This is a genomic window from Paraburkholderia sp. RL17-347-BIC-D (assembly GCF_046027915.1).
Classification (GTDB): domain Bacteria; phylum Pseudomonadota; class Gammaproteobacteria; order Burkholderiales; family Burkholderiaceae; genus Paraburkholderia.
In genome coordinates, this window is sequence record NZ_JARESS010000027.1 from 70,501 (window position 1) to 86,867 (window position 16,367).

General features: G+C 65.9%; 17 protein-coding genes and 1 riboswitch. Of the genes, 10 read left to right on the top strand and 7 right to left on the bottom strand.

The genetic code is table 11. The features are described 5' to 3' along the window. Positions 1-191: 191 nt before the first annotated feature. Complete coding sequence (locus P0D96_RS29860; protein ID WP_408286926.1) at positions 192-1,142, top strand: tyrosine-protein phosphatase; 951 nt, start codon at positions 192-194, stop codon at positions 1,140-1,142. A 162-nt stretch (positions 1,143-1,304) separates the two neighbouring features. Here the strand turns inward: P0D96_RS29860 and P0D96_RS29865 are convergent, their stop codons facing one another. Next, positions 1,305-2,576, bottom strand: a complete 1,272-nt coding sequence (locus tag P0D96_RS29865; RefSeq protein WP_408179055.1) for an ATP-binding protein — start codon at positions 2,574-2,576, stop codon at positions 1,305-1,307. Further along, positions 2,573-3,313 (bottom strand): response regulator, encoded by a 741-nt coding sequence (locus P0D96_RS29870; protein ID WP_132376725.1) that lies wholly within the window; start codon positions 3,311-3,313, stop codon positions 2,573-2,575. Before P0D96_RS29870 ends, P0D96_RS29865 begins: the two co-directional genes overlap by 4 nt. A 648-nt stretch (positions 3,314-3,961) precedes the next feature. On the opposite strand from P0D96_RS29870, the gene P0D96_RS29875 reads away from it, so the two are divergent. From P0D96_RS29875 to P0D96_RS29885, 3 genes are all read left to right on the top strand, one after another. Beyond that, positions 3,962-4,129 carry a DUF6726 family protein gene (locus P0D96_RS29875; protein ID WP_308706150.1) on the top strand — a complete coding sequence of 56 codons (168 nt, stop codon included), beginning with the start codon at positions 3,962-3,964 and terminating at the stop codon, positions 4,127-4,129. Positions 4,130-4,132: 3 nt separating this feature from the next. Beyond that, positions 4,133-4,846 (top strand): hypothetical protein, encoded by a 714-nt coding sequence (locus P0D96_RS29880; protein ID WP_408317059.1) that lies wholly within the window; start codon positions 4,133-4,135, stop codon positions 4,844-4,846. Between the two features lie 74 nt (positions 4,847-4,920). Then, positions 4,921-5,592 (top strand): flagellar basal body L-ring protein FlgH, encoded by a 672-nt coding sequence (locus P0D96_RS29885; RefSeq protein WP_132376729.1) that lies wholly within the window; start codon positions 4,921-4,923, stop codon positions 5,590-5,592. Positions 5,593-5,668: 76 nt separating this feature from the next. Here P0D96_RS29885 and P0D96_RS29890 read toward each other — a convergent pair whose 3' ends face one another. The 5 genes from P0D96_RS29890 to P0D96_RS29910 all read right to left on the bottom strand — a co-directional run bounded on the left by P0D96_RS29890 (position 5,669) and on the right by P0D96_RS29910 (position 10,548). Continuing rightward, positions 5,669-6,397 carry a response regulator gene (locus P0D96_RS29890; protein ID WP_408179060.1) on the bottom strand — a complete coding sequence of 243 codons (729 nt, stop codon included), beginning with the start codon at positions 6,395-6,397 and terminating at the stop codon, positions 5,669-5,671. Between the two features lie 91 nt (positions 6,398-6,488). Further along, positions 6,489-7,130, bottom strand: a complete 642-nt coding sequence (locus tag P0D96_RS29895; protein ID WP_408179061.1) for a hypothetical protein — start codon at positions 7,128-7,130, stop codon at positions 6,489-6,491. 79 nt (positions 7,131-7,209) lie between these two features. Continuing rightward, on the bottom strand, positions 7,210-7,680 hold the full coding sequence (locus tag P0D96_RS29900) for a hypothetical protein (RefSeq protein ID WP_408179062.1): 471 nt from the start codon (positions 7,678-7,680) through the stop codon (positions 7,210-7,212). A 310-nt stretch (positions 7,681-7,990) separates the two neighbouring features. After that, the gene (locus P0D96_RS29905; RefSeq protein ID WP_408317062.1) at positions 7,991-8,800 is read right to left on the bottom strand and encodes an SDR family NAD(P)-dependent oxidoreductase; all 810 of its coding nucleotides are present in this window, start codon (positions 8,798-8,800) and stop codon (positions 7,991-7,993) included. Then, the gene (locus P0D96_RS29910) at positions 8,797-10,548 is read right to left on the bottom strand and encodes an ABC transporter ATP-binding protein/permease (RefSeq protein ID WP_408286932.1); all 1,752 of its coding nucleotides are present in this window, start codon (positions 10,546-10,548) and stop codon (positions 8,797-8,799) included. Before P0D96_RS29910 ends, P0D96_RS29905 begins: the two co-directional genes overlap by 4 nt. 380 nt (positions 10,549-10,928) lie before the next feature. Next, positions 10,929-11,052, top strand: a riboswitch (TPP riboswitch). A gap of 216 nt (positions 11,053-11,268) precedes the next feature. Between P0D96_RS29910 and P0D96_RS29915 the strand changes: the two genes are divergently transcribed. From P0D96_RS29915 to mlaE, 6 genes are all read left to right on the top strand, one after another. Beyond that, positions 11,269-12,399, top strand: coding sequence for an FAD-dependent oxidoreductase (locus P0D96_RS29915; protein ID WP_408179065.1), 1,131 nt, complete (start codon positions 11,269-11,271; stop codon positions 12,397-12,399). Positions 12,400-12,480: 81 nt separating this feature from the next. Further along, positions 12,481-12,678, top strand: a complete 198-nt coding sequence (thiS, locus tag P0D96_RS29920; protein WP_132376735.1) for a sulfur carrier protein ThiS — start codon at positions 12,481-12,483, stop codon at positions 12,676-12,678. A gap of 56 nt (positions 12,679-12,734) precedes the next feature. After that, positions 12,735-13,550 carry a thiazole synthase gene (locus P0D96_RS29925; RefSeq protein ID WP_012434521.1) on the top strand — a complete coding sequence of 272 codons (816 nt, stop codon included), beginning with the start codon at positions 12,735-12,737 and terminating at the stop codon, positions 13,548-13,550. Beyond that, positions 13,547-14,650 (top strand): thiamine phosphate synthase, encoded by a 1,104-nt coding sequence (gene thiE, locus P0D96_RS29930; RefSeq protein WP_408286935.1) that lies wholly within the window; start codon positions 13,547-13,549, stop codon positions 14,648-14,650. The genes P0D96_RS29925 and thiE overlap by 4 nt, the downstream gene beginning before the upstream one ends. 94 nt (positions 14,651-14,744) lie before the next feature. After that, positions 14,745-15,566 carry an ABC transporter ATP-binding protein gene (locus tag P0D96_RS29935; RefSeq protein WP_408286936.1) on the top strand — a complete coding sequence of 274 codons (822 nt, stop codon included), beginning with the start codon at positions 14,745-14,747 and terminating at the stop codon, positions 15,564-15,566. Further along, positions 15,563-16,330 carry a lipid asymmetry maintenance ABC transporter permease subunit MlaE gene (gene mlaE, locus P0D96_RS29940; protein ID WP_132376738.1) on the top strand — a complete coding sequence of 256 codons (768 nt, stop codon included), beginning with the start codon at positions 15,563-15,565 and terminating at the stop codon, positions 16,328-16,330. The genes P0D96_RS29935 and mlaE overlap by 4 nt, the downstream gene beginning before the upstream one ends. Positions 16,331-16,367: the final 37 nt, after the last annotated feature.

Below are 16,367 nucleotides of genomic sequence, written 5' to 3' on the forward strand. Positions count from 1 at the left end.
GGAGAAATCAGGCCGAGGAAAGGCCAGACCCACAGCCAGGCTGGCGATCACGCTGTTCGGGCGATACGCGCGAAGATCTTTTTCCTTACCAACTACTACCGTGTAACCCAAACATTATTTGCCGTGGTTAAACTGCGCTCGCAGCGCCGATGCTGCGACTAATCCACTCACGCCCGCGACAGCCACGCCGAATGCCCGCTACCGCAAAAACCTGCTCGCCATCCCGTCGCTCCGCGAGCACGTTCCCGCGGGCAAGCCAGATCTCAGACGAGGCGCCGCTGGCCTCGCGCCGCACTTTTCTGAAGCGCTCAGCCAGTGTGCTGCTGGTTTCCGGCATGGGCAGTTCGCTGCTGTCCGCGTGCGGCGGCGGCAACCTCGACGCCGATCAGCCGGCCACGCCGCGCCTTGCGTCGGTCGACAACTTCCGCGATCTGGCGGGAGCGGCCGCGGGTTATCCGACCGTCGACGGCAAGCAGATGCGCCGAGGCGCGTTCTATCGCGCGAACGCATTGACGCTCAACGCCACCGACCAGGCCACGATAGACCGGCTCGGCATTGCCTCGGTCTACGATCTGCGCACGCCCGGTGAAATCGCGCGCACCGCCGATGTCTTGCCGGGCGGTGCGACTAGCCAGACGCTCAACGTGCTCGGCATCACGGACTTCGTGGCGCAGCCCTTCGATACGGCGGGTGCCGCCGTCGCGTTCATGGAGGCGCAGGCGCGCGGCTATGTCACCGGCGCCGCCCAGCGCGCCGCTTACGGTGCGCTGCTGACGAGGCTCGCCGACGGACCCGGCGCGCAACTCTTTCACTCCAACGCGGGCAAGGACCGCGCTGGCTGGGTCGCGGCGCTTCTGCTCAGCATCGCGAACGTTCCGCTCGACGTCATCATGCAGGACTATCTGCTGAGCAACGTCTATCTGGTGCCGTCGATCAAGGCGCAAACCGACAGGTTGCGCGCGCAGGACGGCGACGCCGTCGCATCGGCCGAAGCGCCTTTGATGAATGTTCAGGAAAATTATCTGCAGGCCGGGTTCGACCAGGTGCAGGCGAGCTACGGCACGATGGTGAGCTATCTGACGCAAGGCCTCGGCGTCGCGCAGACGACCATCGACACTTTGCACAGCCGCTTGGTGGTCTGAGCCGTCCACGCCGCGCGCTCAAAGCAGGCAAAAAAAAGTCCGCCCCAAGTGACTGGGCGGACAGAGAAGGGCGGCATCGAGGTTGCCGGGGGCGACTATAAAGCCGCCGCGCCTGTGATGGTTCATCCAGTAAGGGCGCGTAAGCGCCCGCCCAACTCTCTCTTACGTCAACGCCGGCACCACCGGCAATTCGATCCGCACTTCCAGTCCGCCCTGCGCGTGATTGCGTACGTGACACCGTCCGCCGCGATCGTGCGCGAGCCGAGCGACGATCGCGAGGCCGAGGCCGCAATGGCCTTCGCCGCCACGCGCGGCGTCGAGCCGGACGAACGGCTTCATCGCGGCGGCGATGCGGTCGTCGGGGATGCCGGGACCGTGGTCGCGCACGCTGATCACCCAATGGCCGTCAGTGCGGGCGGTGACGATATCCACCGGCGGCGCACCGTGTTCGAGCGCGTTATCGACGAGGTTCGTGACCAGCCGGTCCAGCAACGTGCGCGGCAGCTTGAACGCCGAACCGGCGCGCAGATCGAGCGTGAAGAGCGGCGTTTCGGTGCTGTCGCTGGCGGAGAACTGTTCCTGCAAAAAGTCGTCGACTTCGACCGGCGGCCCGGTGTCGGCGGACTGGCCCGCGAATTCGAGAAACTGCTGGACGATATTGGTGAGCGAGTCGACATCGCGAATCAGACCGGCACGTTCGCTTTCGGCGACCAGCACGCTCGCGCGCAACTTCAGGCGTGTGAGCGGCGCCTTCAGATCGTGCGCGACGCCGGCCAGCATCACGGCCTGGTCGTCGCCCGCTTCGTTCAGGCGCCGCATCATGTCGTTGAACGAACCGATGAGATCGCGCAATTCGCGTGGGCCTTGCACCGTCACGGGTTCCGGACGGCCGCCCGAGCCGAATGCGCGCGCGGCGTCGGCGACGCGCGAGAGCGGCCGCTGCATCTGCCAGACCGCGAACAGCGAGAGGATCAGCGCGGCGAGCAGCATCGAGATCGCCTCGATCAGGAAGCGCGGGCGCGGCGGCACGTCGACCGGCACCACGACCCAGTTCGACTTGCCGGGAAACAGCACCCATAACTGCGGCGGGCGCAGGTCGTCGACGGCGATCTGCGTGCCGGGCGGCAGGTTCTCGCGCAGATGCCGGCTCAGTTCTTCCAGCGGACGCTGGGTCGGCTGGTGCAGATGCACGCTCGCCGGCATGTTCCAGGTGGGCACGAGATGCACGCGCATGGCGGGCGCGAGCGCGGCGCCTTTCATCGGCTCGCCGTTGATGGCTTGCAGCACCAGCAGGATGCCGCGCGCGAAGCCGTCGATTTCATGACGCGGCGGCTGCATCACCACCAGCACGAACCAGCCGGCCTGAATTGCGAACAACACCGCCGCCGAGAGTAACGCCATTCTGCCGAACAGCGTGTTCAGCGGGTTTTTCATGCGCTTGCGGCGGCCTCGTCGGCGAAGGGCGTGCCGTCGGCGTCGGGCACGAAGACGTAGCCTTTGCCGCGCACCGTCTGCACGTAGCAGGGATTCGACGGGTCGTCTTCGATCACGCGGCGCAGGCGCCAGATCGGCACGTCGAGGCTGCGGTCGCGGAAGGCGAGATTGTCGCGATGCACGAGATCGTGAATCAGCACGCGCGACAGCACCTTGTACGGATTGTTGACGAAGATCTTCAGGAGCGCGAACTCACTGTCGCGCAGCGCCAGCTTCGAGTTGTCGCGGCACAGCGAACGCGTGGCGAAGTCGAGTTCGAACGGCCCAAAGCGATACGGCTTGCGGGCTTCCGGCGCGCTCGTGGTGGACGGCCCGCGCCGGCGCAGCACCGTGTGGATGCGGGCCAGCAATTCGCGCGGATCGAACGGCTTGGTCAGGTAGTCGTCTGCGCCGAGCGAGAGCCCGACGATGCGGTCGGCCACGGTGCCGCGCGCCGTCACGAAGATCACCGGAATGTCGTCGCCGGCGGCGCGCAGCGCGGTGAGCGCGCGCAAGCCGTCGGTGTTCGGCATCATGATGTCGAGCACGACGACGGACGGCCGTTCGCGTTCGAGCCGGCGTTGGAGATGCGTGCCGTCGTGGAGCACGGACGCGTCGAAGCCGTTCGATTGCAGAAACTTGCAAAGTAGATCGCGTACGACCGGATCGTCGTCGACGATGAGGACCTGTGGATTCATGGCGAAATTTTAGACTGGCGCGCGCGACGCGCGGCCGACTGTTTTCTTACCAATGCTTACGGCATGCCGCGCCGCTTCGCGGCGGCTCGCTTGTCAGGCCTGCCACGCAAGGCTCGCGGCATATTTCAGCGGCGCCATATCTGGCGACACGCGCAGTGGTGCTGAATTCGTTTCGCATCGCCAACATCCCTCCGAAGAAAGAATTTGCGCGCATCTGGAACCGGTCGAAACAGGTCGCAACGGGTAGGAACAGGTCGTAAGAACCGGTGGAAAGCGCGCTTTCCTTCGTGCATCGGCACTGCGTGGTCGGCGAGATGATTCGTCGTGCAGTACGTTGCGCCGCATGCTGAGAACAGCCTAACGCCTTGGGCCCACGGCAAGCGGCGTGAAATCGAAACCTAGCGCCACGCGAGGCTCACCATGACCGTTCCAAGCAATCTCACTTCAACCCGCTTTTCTTCCTTGGCGCCGATGCCGCCGGCCGAAAGGCCCGCAGCCGCCAACAACCCGGGCGCCGCCGGGCAAGCCAGGGAGTCCGCCACCCAGCCGCAGCCGTCGCTGCCCGCTGGGCTGGTCGGGCACCACGTCAATACGACAGCCTGACGTACCGAGGCCCATGTGTCGACCCCGAGAATTCTTCACCGCTTCATGCGTGTCGTTGCGTGGTTGACGCTCGGCGCGGCGCTGCTGCCCCTGGGTGGCTGCGCCGTTGCCGCGCTGCCGTGCCGGCTGACTTCGGCCACGCTGAAAATCATCCCGGTCGTCGGCCATGCCGCGGCCTCGCCGTTCGACATGTGTTCATCCGCCATCGACTGAATCATGACACTCAAACGGATTGTCTGGGCGCTGGCGTTGCTGGGCGGCGTGCTGTCGTCGAGCGCTGAAGCGCAACCGCCCGCGCGCGACGCGAGTGCGGCGAGCACCGCGTCGAGAGAGCCTTCCGTCGATGCACGGCGGCGCCCGCAAGACGCGCCGTTCGCGTTTCGTGGCATCGCGCTCGGCATCACGCTCGACGAATTCCGCGCGGGCTCGAGCGTGCGGGCGACGCCGCTCGGCAGCGTGCCGGTCTGCGAGACGGACGTGCAGGCGGGCGCGCTCGGCATGCGGCTCAAGTCGCACGACAGTCTGACGGTGGCATGCCGCTGGGCGCATCGCGCGGACAACGGCTGGGCGGTGTCGCAGGCGGTGGTCGATGGCGCACCTGCGTTAGAGCACGTGCTGCGCTTCGCGCGCGTGGACGGGCAAAGCGCGCTGCATCTGTACGAGATTTCTTTCGTGATCGACGAGATCACCGCCGAGGACTTGCGCGACGCGCTCGCGGACCGCTACGGGCCGCCGCGTCTCGCGACGCAGAACGTGTCGGCGTCCGGCGCGATGCCCACCTATGTCTGGGAAAACGCGGTGAGTTCGATCACGTTGTGCTTTCTGCCGGGCACGCGCAACGGCACGCTCACTTATCTGCTGAAGGGCTCGGACGCGTGGGTGAAGTCGGTCGTGCGGCAATGGCAGGCGAGCGGCACGGAGGCGGGTTGATGCGCGGCACGAGTGTGGCCAATGAGTGGGCCAATGAGTATGGCCATCAGGCCCTTTTCGAACAAGGAGCATGCATGACTGCGCTACGTCTGACTGTCGCGCTGGGCGCGGCGGCTTGCCTTGCGGCTTGCGCGAGCCACCAGCAAAACTCGATCGTCGATACGCCGATGGCGCCGCCGCTCGCCTCGGCGCCGCTGAACGTCAACACGCAAGGCGCGATCTATCAGGCTGGCACGCCGTTGCTGCTGTACGAAACGCCGCGCGCCCAGCATATCGGCGACGTGCTGACGATCCGTCTAGCGGAATCGTATAGCGGCAACAACAGCGCGACCGCGGCGGCGAGCCGTTCGAGCAGCATTACCGCCGACGCCGCCGACCAGTCCACCAATGCCGCCGCGCGGCTCGCGCGCCTGTTCAACATCGGCTCGGCGAGCACTGAATACAAAGGGCAGGGCAATATCACCGACATCAGCGGCATGAGCGGCACGCTCGCCGTCACTGTGATCGGCACGATGTCGACCGGTAATCTCGTGGTGTCGGGCGAGAAGGTGATTGCGATGAGCGGCAACCGCGACCGGCTGCGACTGTCGGGCATCGTCAATCCTAAGGATATCGAAGCGGGCAACTACGTGGCGTCGAGCAAGGTCGCGAACGCGCGCATCGAACAGGCGGGCGTGGGCATGGTGTCCGACTCCACGACGATGGGTTGGCTGCAGCGAATGTTCATGAGCGTGCTGACGTTCTGAGCCGGCGACGACGCGTTGGATACCTGAAACGCAAGAGATGCATGAAGTGGGATGTCCGTCGCACTTCATGCATGCGTCAGGCGCTGCGTTCGGCCGCGCCGATTTCACCGTCCGGCACGAATACGTAGCCGCGTCCCCACACGGTTTGCACATAGCGCGGCTCGGACGGATCCACTTCGATCAGCCGGCGCAAACGCCAGATCGAGACGTCCAGGCTGCGATTCCGATGCAACTCGCTATTGCCGTGCAGTTTCTCCAGCAACTGCGCGCGCGTGAGCACGGTCATAGCGTGGCTGACGAATACCTTCAGCATGGCGAATTCGCTCGAACGCAGCGTGATGCGCTCGCCATCGCGGCGTAATTCGCGCGCCGGGAAATTCACTTCAAAACGGCCGAAACGGTACGGCGCGCGCTGCTCCGGCGCGCTCGGCGCAATACTGCCACGACGGCGCAGCACGGTGCGAATCCGCGCGACCAGTTCGCTCGGTTCGAAGGGCTTGCCGAGATAGTCGTCCGCGCCGAGTTCGAGGCCGATCACGCGATCGATCGGATCGGAGCGCGCGGTCAGCAGAATCACGGGAATGTCGTCGCCGGCCACGCGCAAGGCGCGCAGCGCGCTGATGCCGTCGAGCTCCGGCATCATGATGTCGAGCACGATCAAGGCGGGACGCTCGTCCTGCAAGCGACGCTGCAGCGCCATGCCATGCTCGAGCGTGTCCACCTTGAAGCCGCGCCCTTGCAGATAGCCGCTGACGAGCTCACGTACGACGGGGTCGTCGTCGACGACCAGAATGGATTGGTTCATTCAGGTCATCTTAGAGAACGGCGCGGGCGGAGCAAAGCGCGTAACGCTTTCGAATCCTTTCCCGTGTAAGAGAAAGCAAGAGCCCGCGTGCCTAGTTCGCCTGGGAGGTCTGAATGGTCTGCAGCGGCTGCCGCGCGAAGTCGGTTCGATCGACCACCATTCGCTCGATCAGGCCGTTGAGCTTGGTCGACGCCGAGGAAAAGCGATCGGTGTTCAGGCCGCCGGTCTGATAACGGGCCGTGACGAGAATGCGGCCGTTCTGAATCAGCGTCAGGTCGATGATCGACAGATACTGGATCGTTTCGTCGCTGAACGAGCGGCGACCGTAGTCGATCGCGGCGTTGTAGACAAGGCGCGCCTCACACCCGGCGGGCGAGGTGCCCGGATTGTAGACGTCCGAACGAATCCCGCGCCGGTCGAGTGCGAGTTGCAGCGCCGGCACGAAATCGCCGACCGACACGTTCTGATTCACTTCGATGCAGACGTTACTCACCTCGGCCGGCCGGCCGTTGACGAAGGTCGGCGACGAATAGTTCGCTGCGATCGCGTAGCCCGCCTGAATCACGGAGCCGGTGGCATCGGCGGCCTGGATCAGCGTCCAGGCGCAGCCGTTCAGACCAACCGCCAGTGTGGCGGAAACGGCGAGCCACGCGCAGGGACGCCGCAACGTGACCCACGCGGCGCGAGAGGCTCGCGTGAAAGCATAAGCGCGCATGCTCGGCATGAAGGTCATGAGGCGGTGCCTGGTGGCGGTCAGTGGATGCGGTGAATCACAGCGAATCACCGCGGATAGCTGCGCTCTGGATCGAGCTTCAGCGCGTGACGCGCAGGCGCAGTTCGTTTTGACCTTGCACGCTTGCCGTGACGCTGACGCGCCGCTCGGCAGTGGTGACGATGAAATGCTGGCGCGTGGGTGTGTTGACGTCGTGCACGACGTTCGGGAAGCAGGCAGCGATATCGGCGCCGAACTCTTCAAGCGGATCGGTGACGACGCCGTCGGCTTGCCAGTGCGCGCGCCAGTGGCAATCGTAGGCGTGCGTGTTGGCGCGGCAGTCGTCGGCGCTCGACGTGCCCGGCAGTTGCGCGGCGGCTTGGGTTTGCAACTGCCGGAAATCGGCGGCGTCGACGATGTGCTTGAGCGCGGGGCAAACGTCGGCCGGCTCGTTGGCCAGATTTGCCTGAGTCGCCTGGGCTGCGTGCGCGGCGCTCGTGACGAGCAGCGCGGCGCCGAGAGCCAGCGCGAGACGCTGGGTCAAAGGATGGGAGCGGCGATCGAATGACATGGGCGGAGAATCCAGTAGCGATGAATGACGTGGGGCAGGACGTGGTACGGCCCGCACGACTATCGTCGCCGCTGGGGGGCATTTCCAAAGCGCGGAACAGCTTGCCCGCTTCGCAAATGCTTTCGAACTCTTCTCGCGTGTTTCGGGATGTTGCGGGGTATTGCCTGGGATCGCGAAGGGATGCGGCGGTGGCCGCTGCGATCTGGCGTGGCTGGGTGAAGCGGTCAGGCGGTGCGGCGTGAGCGAGCGTTGCGGCTGAGTGGCCGCGCGTGTGGCTCCTACGGTCGGCGTGGCGCGGTTCGCCCGTCACTCACCCGAGCGTGAGACCACCGTCTACATGAATCACCTGGCCGGTGATATGACGCGCTTCGTCAGAGAGCAGGAACGCGATCAACGCGGCGACATCCGCCGGTTCGGCGACATGCCCGAGCGGCGTCGCTTCGGCAGCCCGAGTCCACACCGATGCATTATCGGCACTCGGCCCGCGATCTTTACGGGTATAGCCGGGCGCCACGCAATTGACCGTCACGCCGTGCGGTGCCAGTTCGGCGGCTGCGGTTTTCGCCAGCGACTCGAGCGCTGCTTTCGCGGCGGCGGTCGCGGCAAACGGCGCGTCCGCGCGATAGCGGTGCGCAACGAACGAACTGAGCGCGATCACGCGGCCGCGCTTCGAGGTTTCCAGTGCGGGTGTCGCGCGTTTGACGAGCGCCGCGAAGGCGGCGGGCATCGCCGCAAAGGCTGCGCCGAGCGCGTCGGGATCGAGCGCATTCAGCGTTTGGCGCTGCGCGTGTCCCGCGTTGGCGACGAGTTGATCGAGTGCGCCGAAGCTCGCCAGCGTTTGGTGGACCACATGTTCCGCGGCCCCGCGTTCGGCGAGGTCGCCGAACACCGTCGCGCAGCGCGCGCCGTTCGCGCTGCAATCGGCGGCGACTTGCGTGAGCCGTTCACGCGCGTCGTGATCGACGCCGCGTGCGTGCAACATCAAGGCCGAGCGTGGCGCGGCGATGCGCCGGGCCAACGCCGCGCCGATGCCGGAACCCGCGCCGGTGATCAGCACGACGCGTTCGAATCCGGCGCTGCCGGCGTCGTTCAGGTCACTCACGCGGCTCATGGTGGTCATGCCGCGACCGCTTCGCCCGAGCGCTCGACTTCGAGCGTCTCGTCATGGAATGCAGCCAGCGACTCGCGATGCGCAACGCTGACAATCGCCGCCTTCGGCAGTCGCTCCGTGAACAGGCGATACAGACGCGCTTCGTTTTCCGCGTCGAGCGCGCTGGTCGCTTCGTCGAGGAACAGATAGTCCGGCTTGTGCAGCAGCACGCGCGCGGCGGCGAGGCGCTGTTGCTCGCCGGGCGAGAGAATGCGGGTCCAGTGTCCCGACTCCTGCAGACGGTCCGCGTATTCCGACAGATGGCACACGACGAGCGCTTCGCGGCATTCGTCGTCCGTGTAGGTGTCGACGGCGGACGGATAGGCGAGCGCCGCTTTGAGCGTGCCGATCGGCATGTAGCTCACCTGCGGGATGAACATCATGCGCGCGTTGACCGGGGCGTCGATCGAGCCGTCGCCGAACGGCCACAAGCCGGCGAGCGCGCGCATCAGCGTGCTCTTGCCCGAGCCCGACGGGCCGCGCACCAGCCAGCGCGAGCCCGGCTGAATCGCGACATCGCGAATGCGCGACAACGGGTTGCCGTTGGGCAGGGCGAGCTTGAGGCCGTCGGTGGTGAGCTTGTCCTCATCGACGAAATGCAGATTGATGCCGCCATGCGCGGTAGCCGGCGAGACCGATTCTTTCAGATGCGGCGCGTGCACGACGCGCTTGAATTCACGCAACCGGTTCACCGTGGCGCGCCATTCGACCAAAGTGCCGTAACTGTTGATGAACCACGAGAACGAATCGCTGACGGTGCCGAATGCGCTGGAGATCTGCATCAGCACGCCGAACGTGAAGGCGCCGGCGAAGTAGCGCGGCGCGGCGACCACCAGCGGGAAGATGATCGCGATCTGACCATAGAAGCTCAGTACGAACGTGAGCCGCTTGGTGTACTTCATCACCTGCCACCAGTTGTCGCGGATGCGGCCGAACAGCGAGTGCGCGTTCGTCTTCTCGGTGTCCATGCCGTTGTAGAAGGCGATCTGTTCGGCGTTTTCACGCAGACGGATCAGGCCGAAACGGAAATCCGCCTCGACTTTCTGCGCCTGGTAGTTGATCGGCACGAGCGGATGGCCGACCTTCTGGATGATCAGCGAACCGACCACGGCGTAAAGCGCCGCGGCCCACACCATGTAGCCGGGAATCTCGATCGGCATGCCGCCGAGCGAAATGGTCAGAGCGCCGGCGAGTGACCACAGGATCGTGATGAACGACACCAGCGTGACGACGGTGGACAGCAGGTCGAGCGTCAGCGAGAGCGTGCTGGTGGCGAATGACTGCAGGTCGTCGCTGATCCGCTGGTCGGGGTTGTCGGCGAGGCGGTCGCGTTCGATCCGGTAGAACGCGCTGTCCTTCAGCCACTCGTTCAGATAGCGCGTGGTCAGCCACTGGCGCCAGCGGAAGCCGAGCATCTGGCGCAGGTAGCGGCCGTACACCGCTAGAATGATGAAGCCGAACGCGAGCCCCGAGAACACCATCAGCAGATGCGGGAAGTCGTGCACGTTCTTGGTTTGCAGCGCGTTGTAGAAGTCGGCGCTCCAGCGGTTCAGGCGCACGTTGATCCACACCACGAGCAGATTCATCACGATGATCGCGATGAGCAGGCCCCATGCCGTTTTTCGTTCTTCGGAAACCCAGTAGGGCTTGATCAGGCTCCAGGCGGAGACTTTTTCGTCCGGCGGCAGCACGGGGGTGGCAGAGGTATTCGGTGTCATGAGCATCCTGAAGTAGTGCTGGCCCATTCGGGGCTGACCCATCGGGGCAGGCCCGTCTGCGGGCTGCCCTGCGGCGGGTTTGCGGTACATGCCCGGGCGTCGTGCTCGACGAACGCACGCCCGGGTGAGCGTCAGATTCTGGCGTGAAGCCCTTAAGCGAAAATTAATTTGCGCCGCGAGGCCCCGCGCCGGTGCCGCTGCGAACATGGCGGGACGGCGTGCCGCCCGCGCCGCGTTCGTGCGGCATCCTGTGCTGGCATTGTGCCAGAGCGCTGCCTTCGACCGTATTGATAACGTGAAAGATGGTGCCGGATCAAATTGCGCGCGACGCGGCCAGCCGCTGGTTTGCGGGCGCCGCGCCTTTTATGGTCTAATGACCTTCGACGAAACAGGGGTGCTTCGCGCACAGGCGGCATGGTTTTCATGGCGCAGCGGCGAGGCTGAGAGACACCCTTTGCACCCGATCCGGGTAATACCGGCGCGGGAAGTTTCCGGAAGCAGCCAGTCTTCCATTCCCCGCCGGGCAGCGTCCGTCATTGGATCGCGCATTGCCCGGCCGGCCTCACCCGCCGGTTTCGTCCTGGGTACGTGCGTTTTTTTGCCGTACGGAAAGGACTCGATGACCGCCTATTCTTCAGATATGTGTTTTGCTCTTCGTCACGCCGCCGTCGGCGCGCCGTGCTTCAGCTTTGCTTGCCGTCCTGAAACGGAGTGTGCGCGATGACGCGTCCTGCACAACCCGATTTCGCGGTGCTCGGCGGCGGCCTGTGCGGGCGGCTGGTGGCGTGGCGTCTCGCCGGGCAGGGGCATCGCGTGGCGCTCTATGAGCGTGGCGACGCCGCTGGTACACAATCGGCCGCGTGGGTCGCCGCGGCCATGCTGGCGCCGCTCGCGGAAGCCGCCAGCGCCGAGTTGCTGATCACGCGCTTAGGCGCGAGTTCGCTCGAAACCTGGCCGCAAGTGCTGGCCGAACTTCCTGAGCCAGTGTTCTTTCAACGCAATGGCACGCTGGTCGTCTGGCATCACGCCGACCGTACCGAAGCACCGCTGTTCGAGCGCCGGGTGCGCTCGAATGCCCCGGCTGAGTTGCTGGACGGCGGCTTCGTCACGCTCGCGGGCGCGCAACTTGGCGCCGCCGAGCCTGCTTTGGCGGGACGCTTCAATCAGGGCTGGCTGTTGCCGCGTGAAGGGCAACTGGATAACCGTCAGGTGCTGACCGCGCTGGCTGCGGGCCTCGCGCAACGTGGTGTCGACACGCACTGGAATACGCCCGTCGACGATCGCGCGCTGCCTCCCGCCCGCATCACGATCGACTGCCGCGGCCTCGGCGCGAAGCCCGTGCTGCCTACGTTGCGCGGCATTCGCGGCGAAGTGGCGCGCGTGCATGCGCCCGGTATCAAACTGACGCGGCCGGTGCGGCTGCTGCATCCACGCTACCCGCTCTACATCGCGCCGAAGCAGGACGACCTCTACGTGATCGGCGCGACCGAAGTGGAAGGCGAGGACATGTCGCCGGTCAGCGTGCGTTCCGCGCTCGAACTGCTGAGCGCGGCGTTTTCCGTGCATCCCGGCTTCGGCGAGGCACGCATTCTCGAACTGAATTCGCAGTGCCGCCCAACTTTGCCGGACCACCGTCCGGCCTTGCTGTGGGACGGTGCGCAGACACTGCGCGTGAACGGCCTGTACCGGCACGGCTACATGATCGTGCCCGAAGTCGCCGACGAAGCCGTGCGCTTCGCCGCGGCGCTGCTCGACGGCCGCATCGGCGACGCCGATGCCTTCGCCGACTGGCAGCGCGATGCGCGCTGGAGCGAGCTTTTTCAACTGGACTCCGCGCGGGAGCCGGCATGAGCGTTGCGCGACTGGTCTTTACCCAAACGAGCGCTCCACGCCACGCCGCTTTCGCCATCGACTGAAACGTATTCGAACGCCATGGACATTCATATCAATCAGAAGCCGTTGTCGCTGCCCGAAGGCGCGACTGTCGCCGACGCGCTCACCGCGTTCGGCGCGCGTCCGCCGTTCGCGGTCGCGCTGAACGGCGACTTCGTGGCGCGCACCCAGCATGCGGCGCGCGCGCTGCGCACGGGCGACAAGCTCGATGTCGTGCAACCCGTGGCCGGCGGTTGAGCGCCCGCCACGCATTGCCGGAACGCCGATAGCCGGAGACAAACAGGATTATGCAAATGACTTCCCCCCAAACCGCCGATGCGCTCACGCTCTACGGCCAGACCTTCGCGAGCCGCGTGCTGCTCGGCACTTCGCGCTATCCGTCGCTGCAATCGCTGTCCGATTCGATCGACGCGGCGCGGCCCGGCATGGTGACCGTCGCGTTGCGCCGGCAGATGAACGAAGGCGGCGCCGAAGCCGGCTTCTTCGACCTGCTCAAGCGCCACGGCGTGCCGCTCCTGCCGAACACGGCCGGCTGCCTGACGGTCGGCGAGGCGGTGACGACCGCGCACATGGCGCGCGAAATCTTCGAGACCGAGTGGATCAAGCTCGAACTGATCGGCGACGACTACACGCTGCAGCCCGACCCGGTCGGCCTGATCGAAGCGGCCGCGCAACTGGTCAAGGACGGCTTCAAGGTGCTGCCGTATTGCACCGAAGACCTGGTGATCGGCCGTCGTCTGCTGGACGCCGGTTGTGAGGCGCTGATGCCGTGGGGCGCGCCGATCGGCACCGGCAAGGGCGTGATCAATCCGTATGGCTTGCGCGTGTTGCGTGAGCGGCTGCCGGACGTGCCGCTGATCGTCGACGCCGGCCTCGGCGTACCGTCGCATGCTGCGCAGGTCATGGAATGGGGTTTCGACGGCGTGTTGCTGAACACGGCGGTTTCGCAGGCGACGCACCCCGACGCGATGGCGCGCGCCTTCGCGCTGGGCGTCGAAGCGGGCCGCCAGGCTTTTCTGGCGGGGCCGATGGCCGAGCGCGAAAGCGCGCACGCGAGCACGCCGGTGGTCGGCATGCCGTTCTGGCATCAAGACGGGAGCGCCGCATGACACAGACGTTGACATTGAAAGACCGCGACCTGTTCTGGCCGCCCGCCGACGAACTCACCGAAGCCACCGAGCGGATCCGCGCCCGGCTGGGCGACTGGCCGCCGACGCATGCGCCGTGGCGCATCTGCCTGACCGCGCCGGACGAACCGAACGGCGGCGATCTGATCGTCATCGCCGACGCGCAGCAGCATGGCGAGCAGGTGGCGCGCTGGCTGGTGCGGGGCGCCGGCGTGATCGAAGCCGCTGAAGACAAAGCGACGCTGCATCTTGGCGGCGAAAAATACCGCCTCGAAGGCCATCTGGCGGAAGACTGGATTGCCGCGCTGGCGGCTTTCCTCGACTGCGGCTTCGACCCGCATGACGCGCTGGTGCTCGCGCTGGCCTGGCGCGACGGCGATGAAACCCGCGCCGACGACGCCTTTCCCGCCGATCTCAGCCATTTCCCGCGTCTCGCCGGCTTGCCCGACGCGCCGGCCCAGGCGTTCGCGCGCTGCCCGGACCGGCTCGGCCTTTATCCGGTGCTGCCGACGGCGGAATGGGTCGAACGCGTGGTGGGCTTCGGCGTGAAGACCGTGCAGTTGCGCCGCAAATCGGCCGAACCCGCCGATGAACTGAAGCGCGAAATCGCCCGCTGCGTGACCGTCGGCCGCCAGCACGACGCCCAGGTGTTCATCAACGACCATTGGCTGGCCGCGCTCGAAGCCGGCGCGTACGGCGTCCATCTCGGTCAGGAAGACGTGCATACGGCTGACCTCGCCGCGCTCGCGGCGGGAGGCATTCGGCTCGGGCTGTCGACCCACGGTTTCTACGAGATTCTGAAAGCGCTGCATTTCCGGCCGAGCTACATTGCACTGGGCGCGGTGTTTCCGACCACCACCAAGGTCATGCCGACCGCGCCGCAGGGCCTCAAGCGTCTAGCCCGCTACGTGCGGCTGCTCGACGGCGTGGTGCCGCTGGTGGCGATCGGCGGGATCGATCTGCAGGTGCTGCCCGACGTGCTGGCGACGGGCGTCGGTTGCGCGGCTGTGGTGCGGGCAGTAACGGAAGCAGCGGATCCTGCCGCCGCCGTTTATGCACTGCAACAAGCGTTTGCGCAATAATCGTCACGTTTAGTCAAGGGACGGGGCAGCCTCAGGGCAACTTTTGCACGATGGCCCTATAATTCGCCTTCCGTGTAAAAGGACTGTCCGTTTCGTGTCTTCCTCTCCCGAGACCTTACTCGAGCTGCGCGACGTCGACTTCGGTTATGGCGACCGGCTCGTCCTGTCGAACCTGAATCTGCGCTTCAAGCGCGGCCAGGTAGTCGCGGTCATGGGCGGGTCGGGCTGCGGCAAGACCACGGTGCTGCGCCTGATCGGCGGCCTGGTGCGCGCGCAGCGCGGCCAGATCCTGTTCCAGGGCCAGGACGTCGGCCGGCAAACGCGCGACGGCCTGTACGCGATGCGCCGCAAGATGGGCATGCTGTTCCAGTTTGGCGCTCTGTTCACCGACATGTCCGTGTTCGAAAACGTCGCCTTCGCGCTGCGTGAGCACACCGACCTCCCCGAAGAACTGATCCGCGACCTCGTGCTGATGAAGCTCAACGCGGTCGGTCTGCGGGGCGCGCGCGACCTGGCGCCGTCGGAGATTTCGGGCGGCATGGCGCGGCGTGTCGCGCTGGCCCGCGCCATCGCGCTCGATCCCGAACTGATGATGTACGACGAGCCGTTCGCCGGCCTCGATCCGATCTCACTCGGCATCACCGCGAACCTGATTCGCGCGCTCAATCAGGCGCTCGGCGCCACCTCGATTCTCGTCACGCACGACGTGCCGGAATCGTTCGCGATCGCCGATTACGTCTACTTCCTCGCCAACGGCGGGGTTCACGCCGAAGGCACGCCCGCCGAACTGCGCGCGTCGACCGATGCCACCGTGCGTCAGTTCATCGACGGCGCGCCGGACGGCCCCTTCAAATTTCACTATCCCAGCAAGACGCCGCTCGCGGCGGACTTCGGCATCGGCGGAGGTCAGTCATGATCAGTGCGATCGGCCGCTCGGTGATCGACGGGCTGGGCACGGCCGGCTACGCCACGCGGTTTTTCTTCCGGCTGCTGCTCGAATTTTTCCCGTTGTTGCGCCGTCCGCGTCTTGTCACGAAGCAGATCCACTTCGTAGGTAACTATTCGCTGGTGATCATTGCCGTGTCGGGCCTGTTCGTCGGCTTCGTGCTCGGCCTGCAGGGCTATTACACGCTGAACCGGTACGGCTCCGAGCAGGCGCTCGGCCTGCTGGTCGCGCTGTCGCTCGTGCGCGAACTCGGTCCGGTGGTCACGGCGCTGCTGTTCGCCGGGCGCGCCGGGACGTCGCTCACCGCCGAGATCGGCTTGATGAAGGCCGGCGAGCAACTGACCGCGATGGAAATGATGGCGGTCGACCCGGTCAAGGTCGTGGTCGCGCCGCGCCTGTGGGCGGGCATTATTTCGATGCCGATCCTCGCCGCGATCTTCAGCGCGGTCGGCGTGTTCGGTGGTTATGTGGTGGGCGTGCTGCTGATCGGCGTCGATGCCGGCGCGTTCTGGTCGCAGATGCAAGGCGGCGTCGATGTCTGGCGCGATGTCGGCGCCGGGGTCGTCAAGAGCGTGGTGTTCGGGCTCGCGGTGACGTTCGTTGCGCTGTTTCAAGGCTATGAAGCCAAGCCGACGCCGGAAGGCGTGTCGCGCGCCACGACCAAGACGGTCGTGTACGCGTCGCTTGCGGTGCTCGGCCTCGATTTTCTGCTGACCGCACTGATGTTCAGCTAAGACTGCGCTGCGCGTTTTCCGCCGGCGACGCGTCACT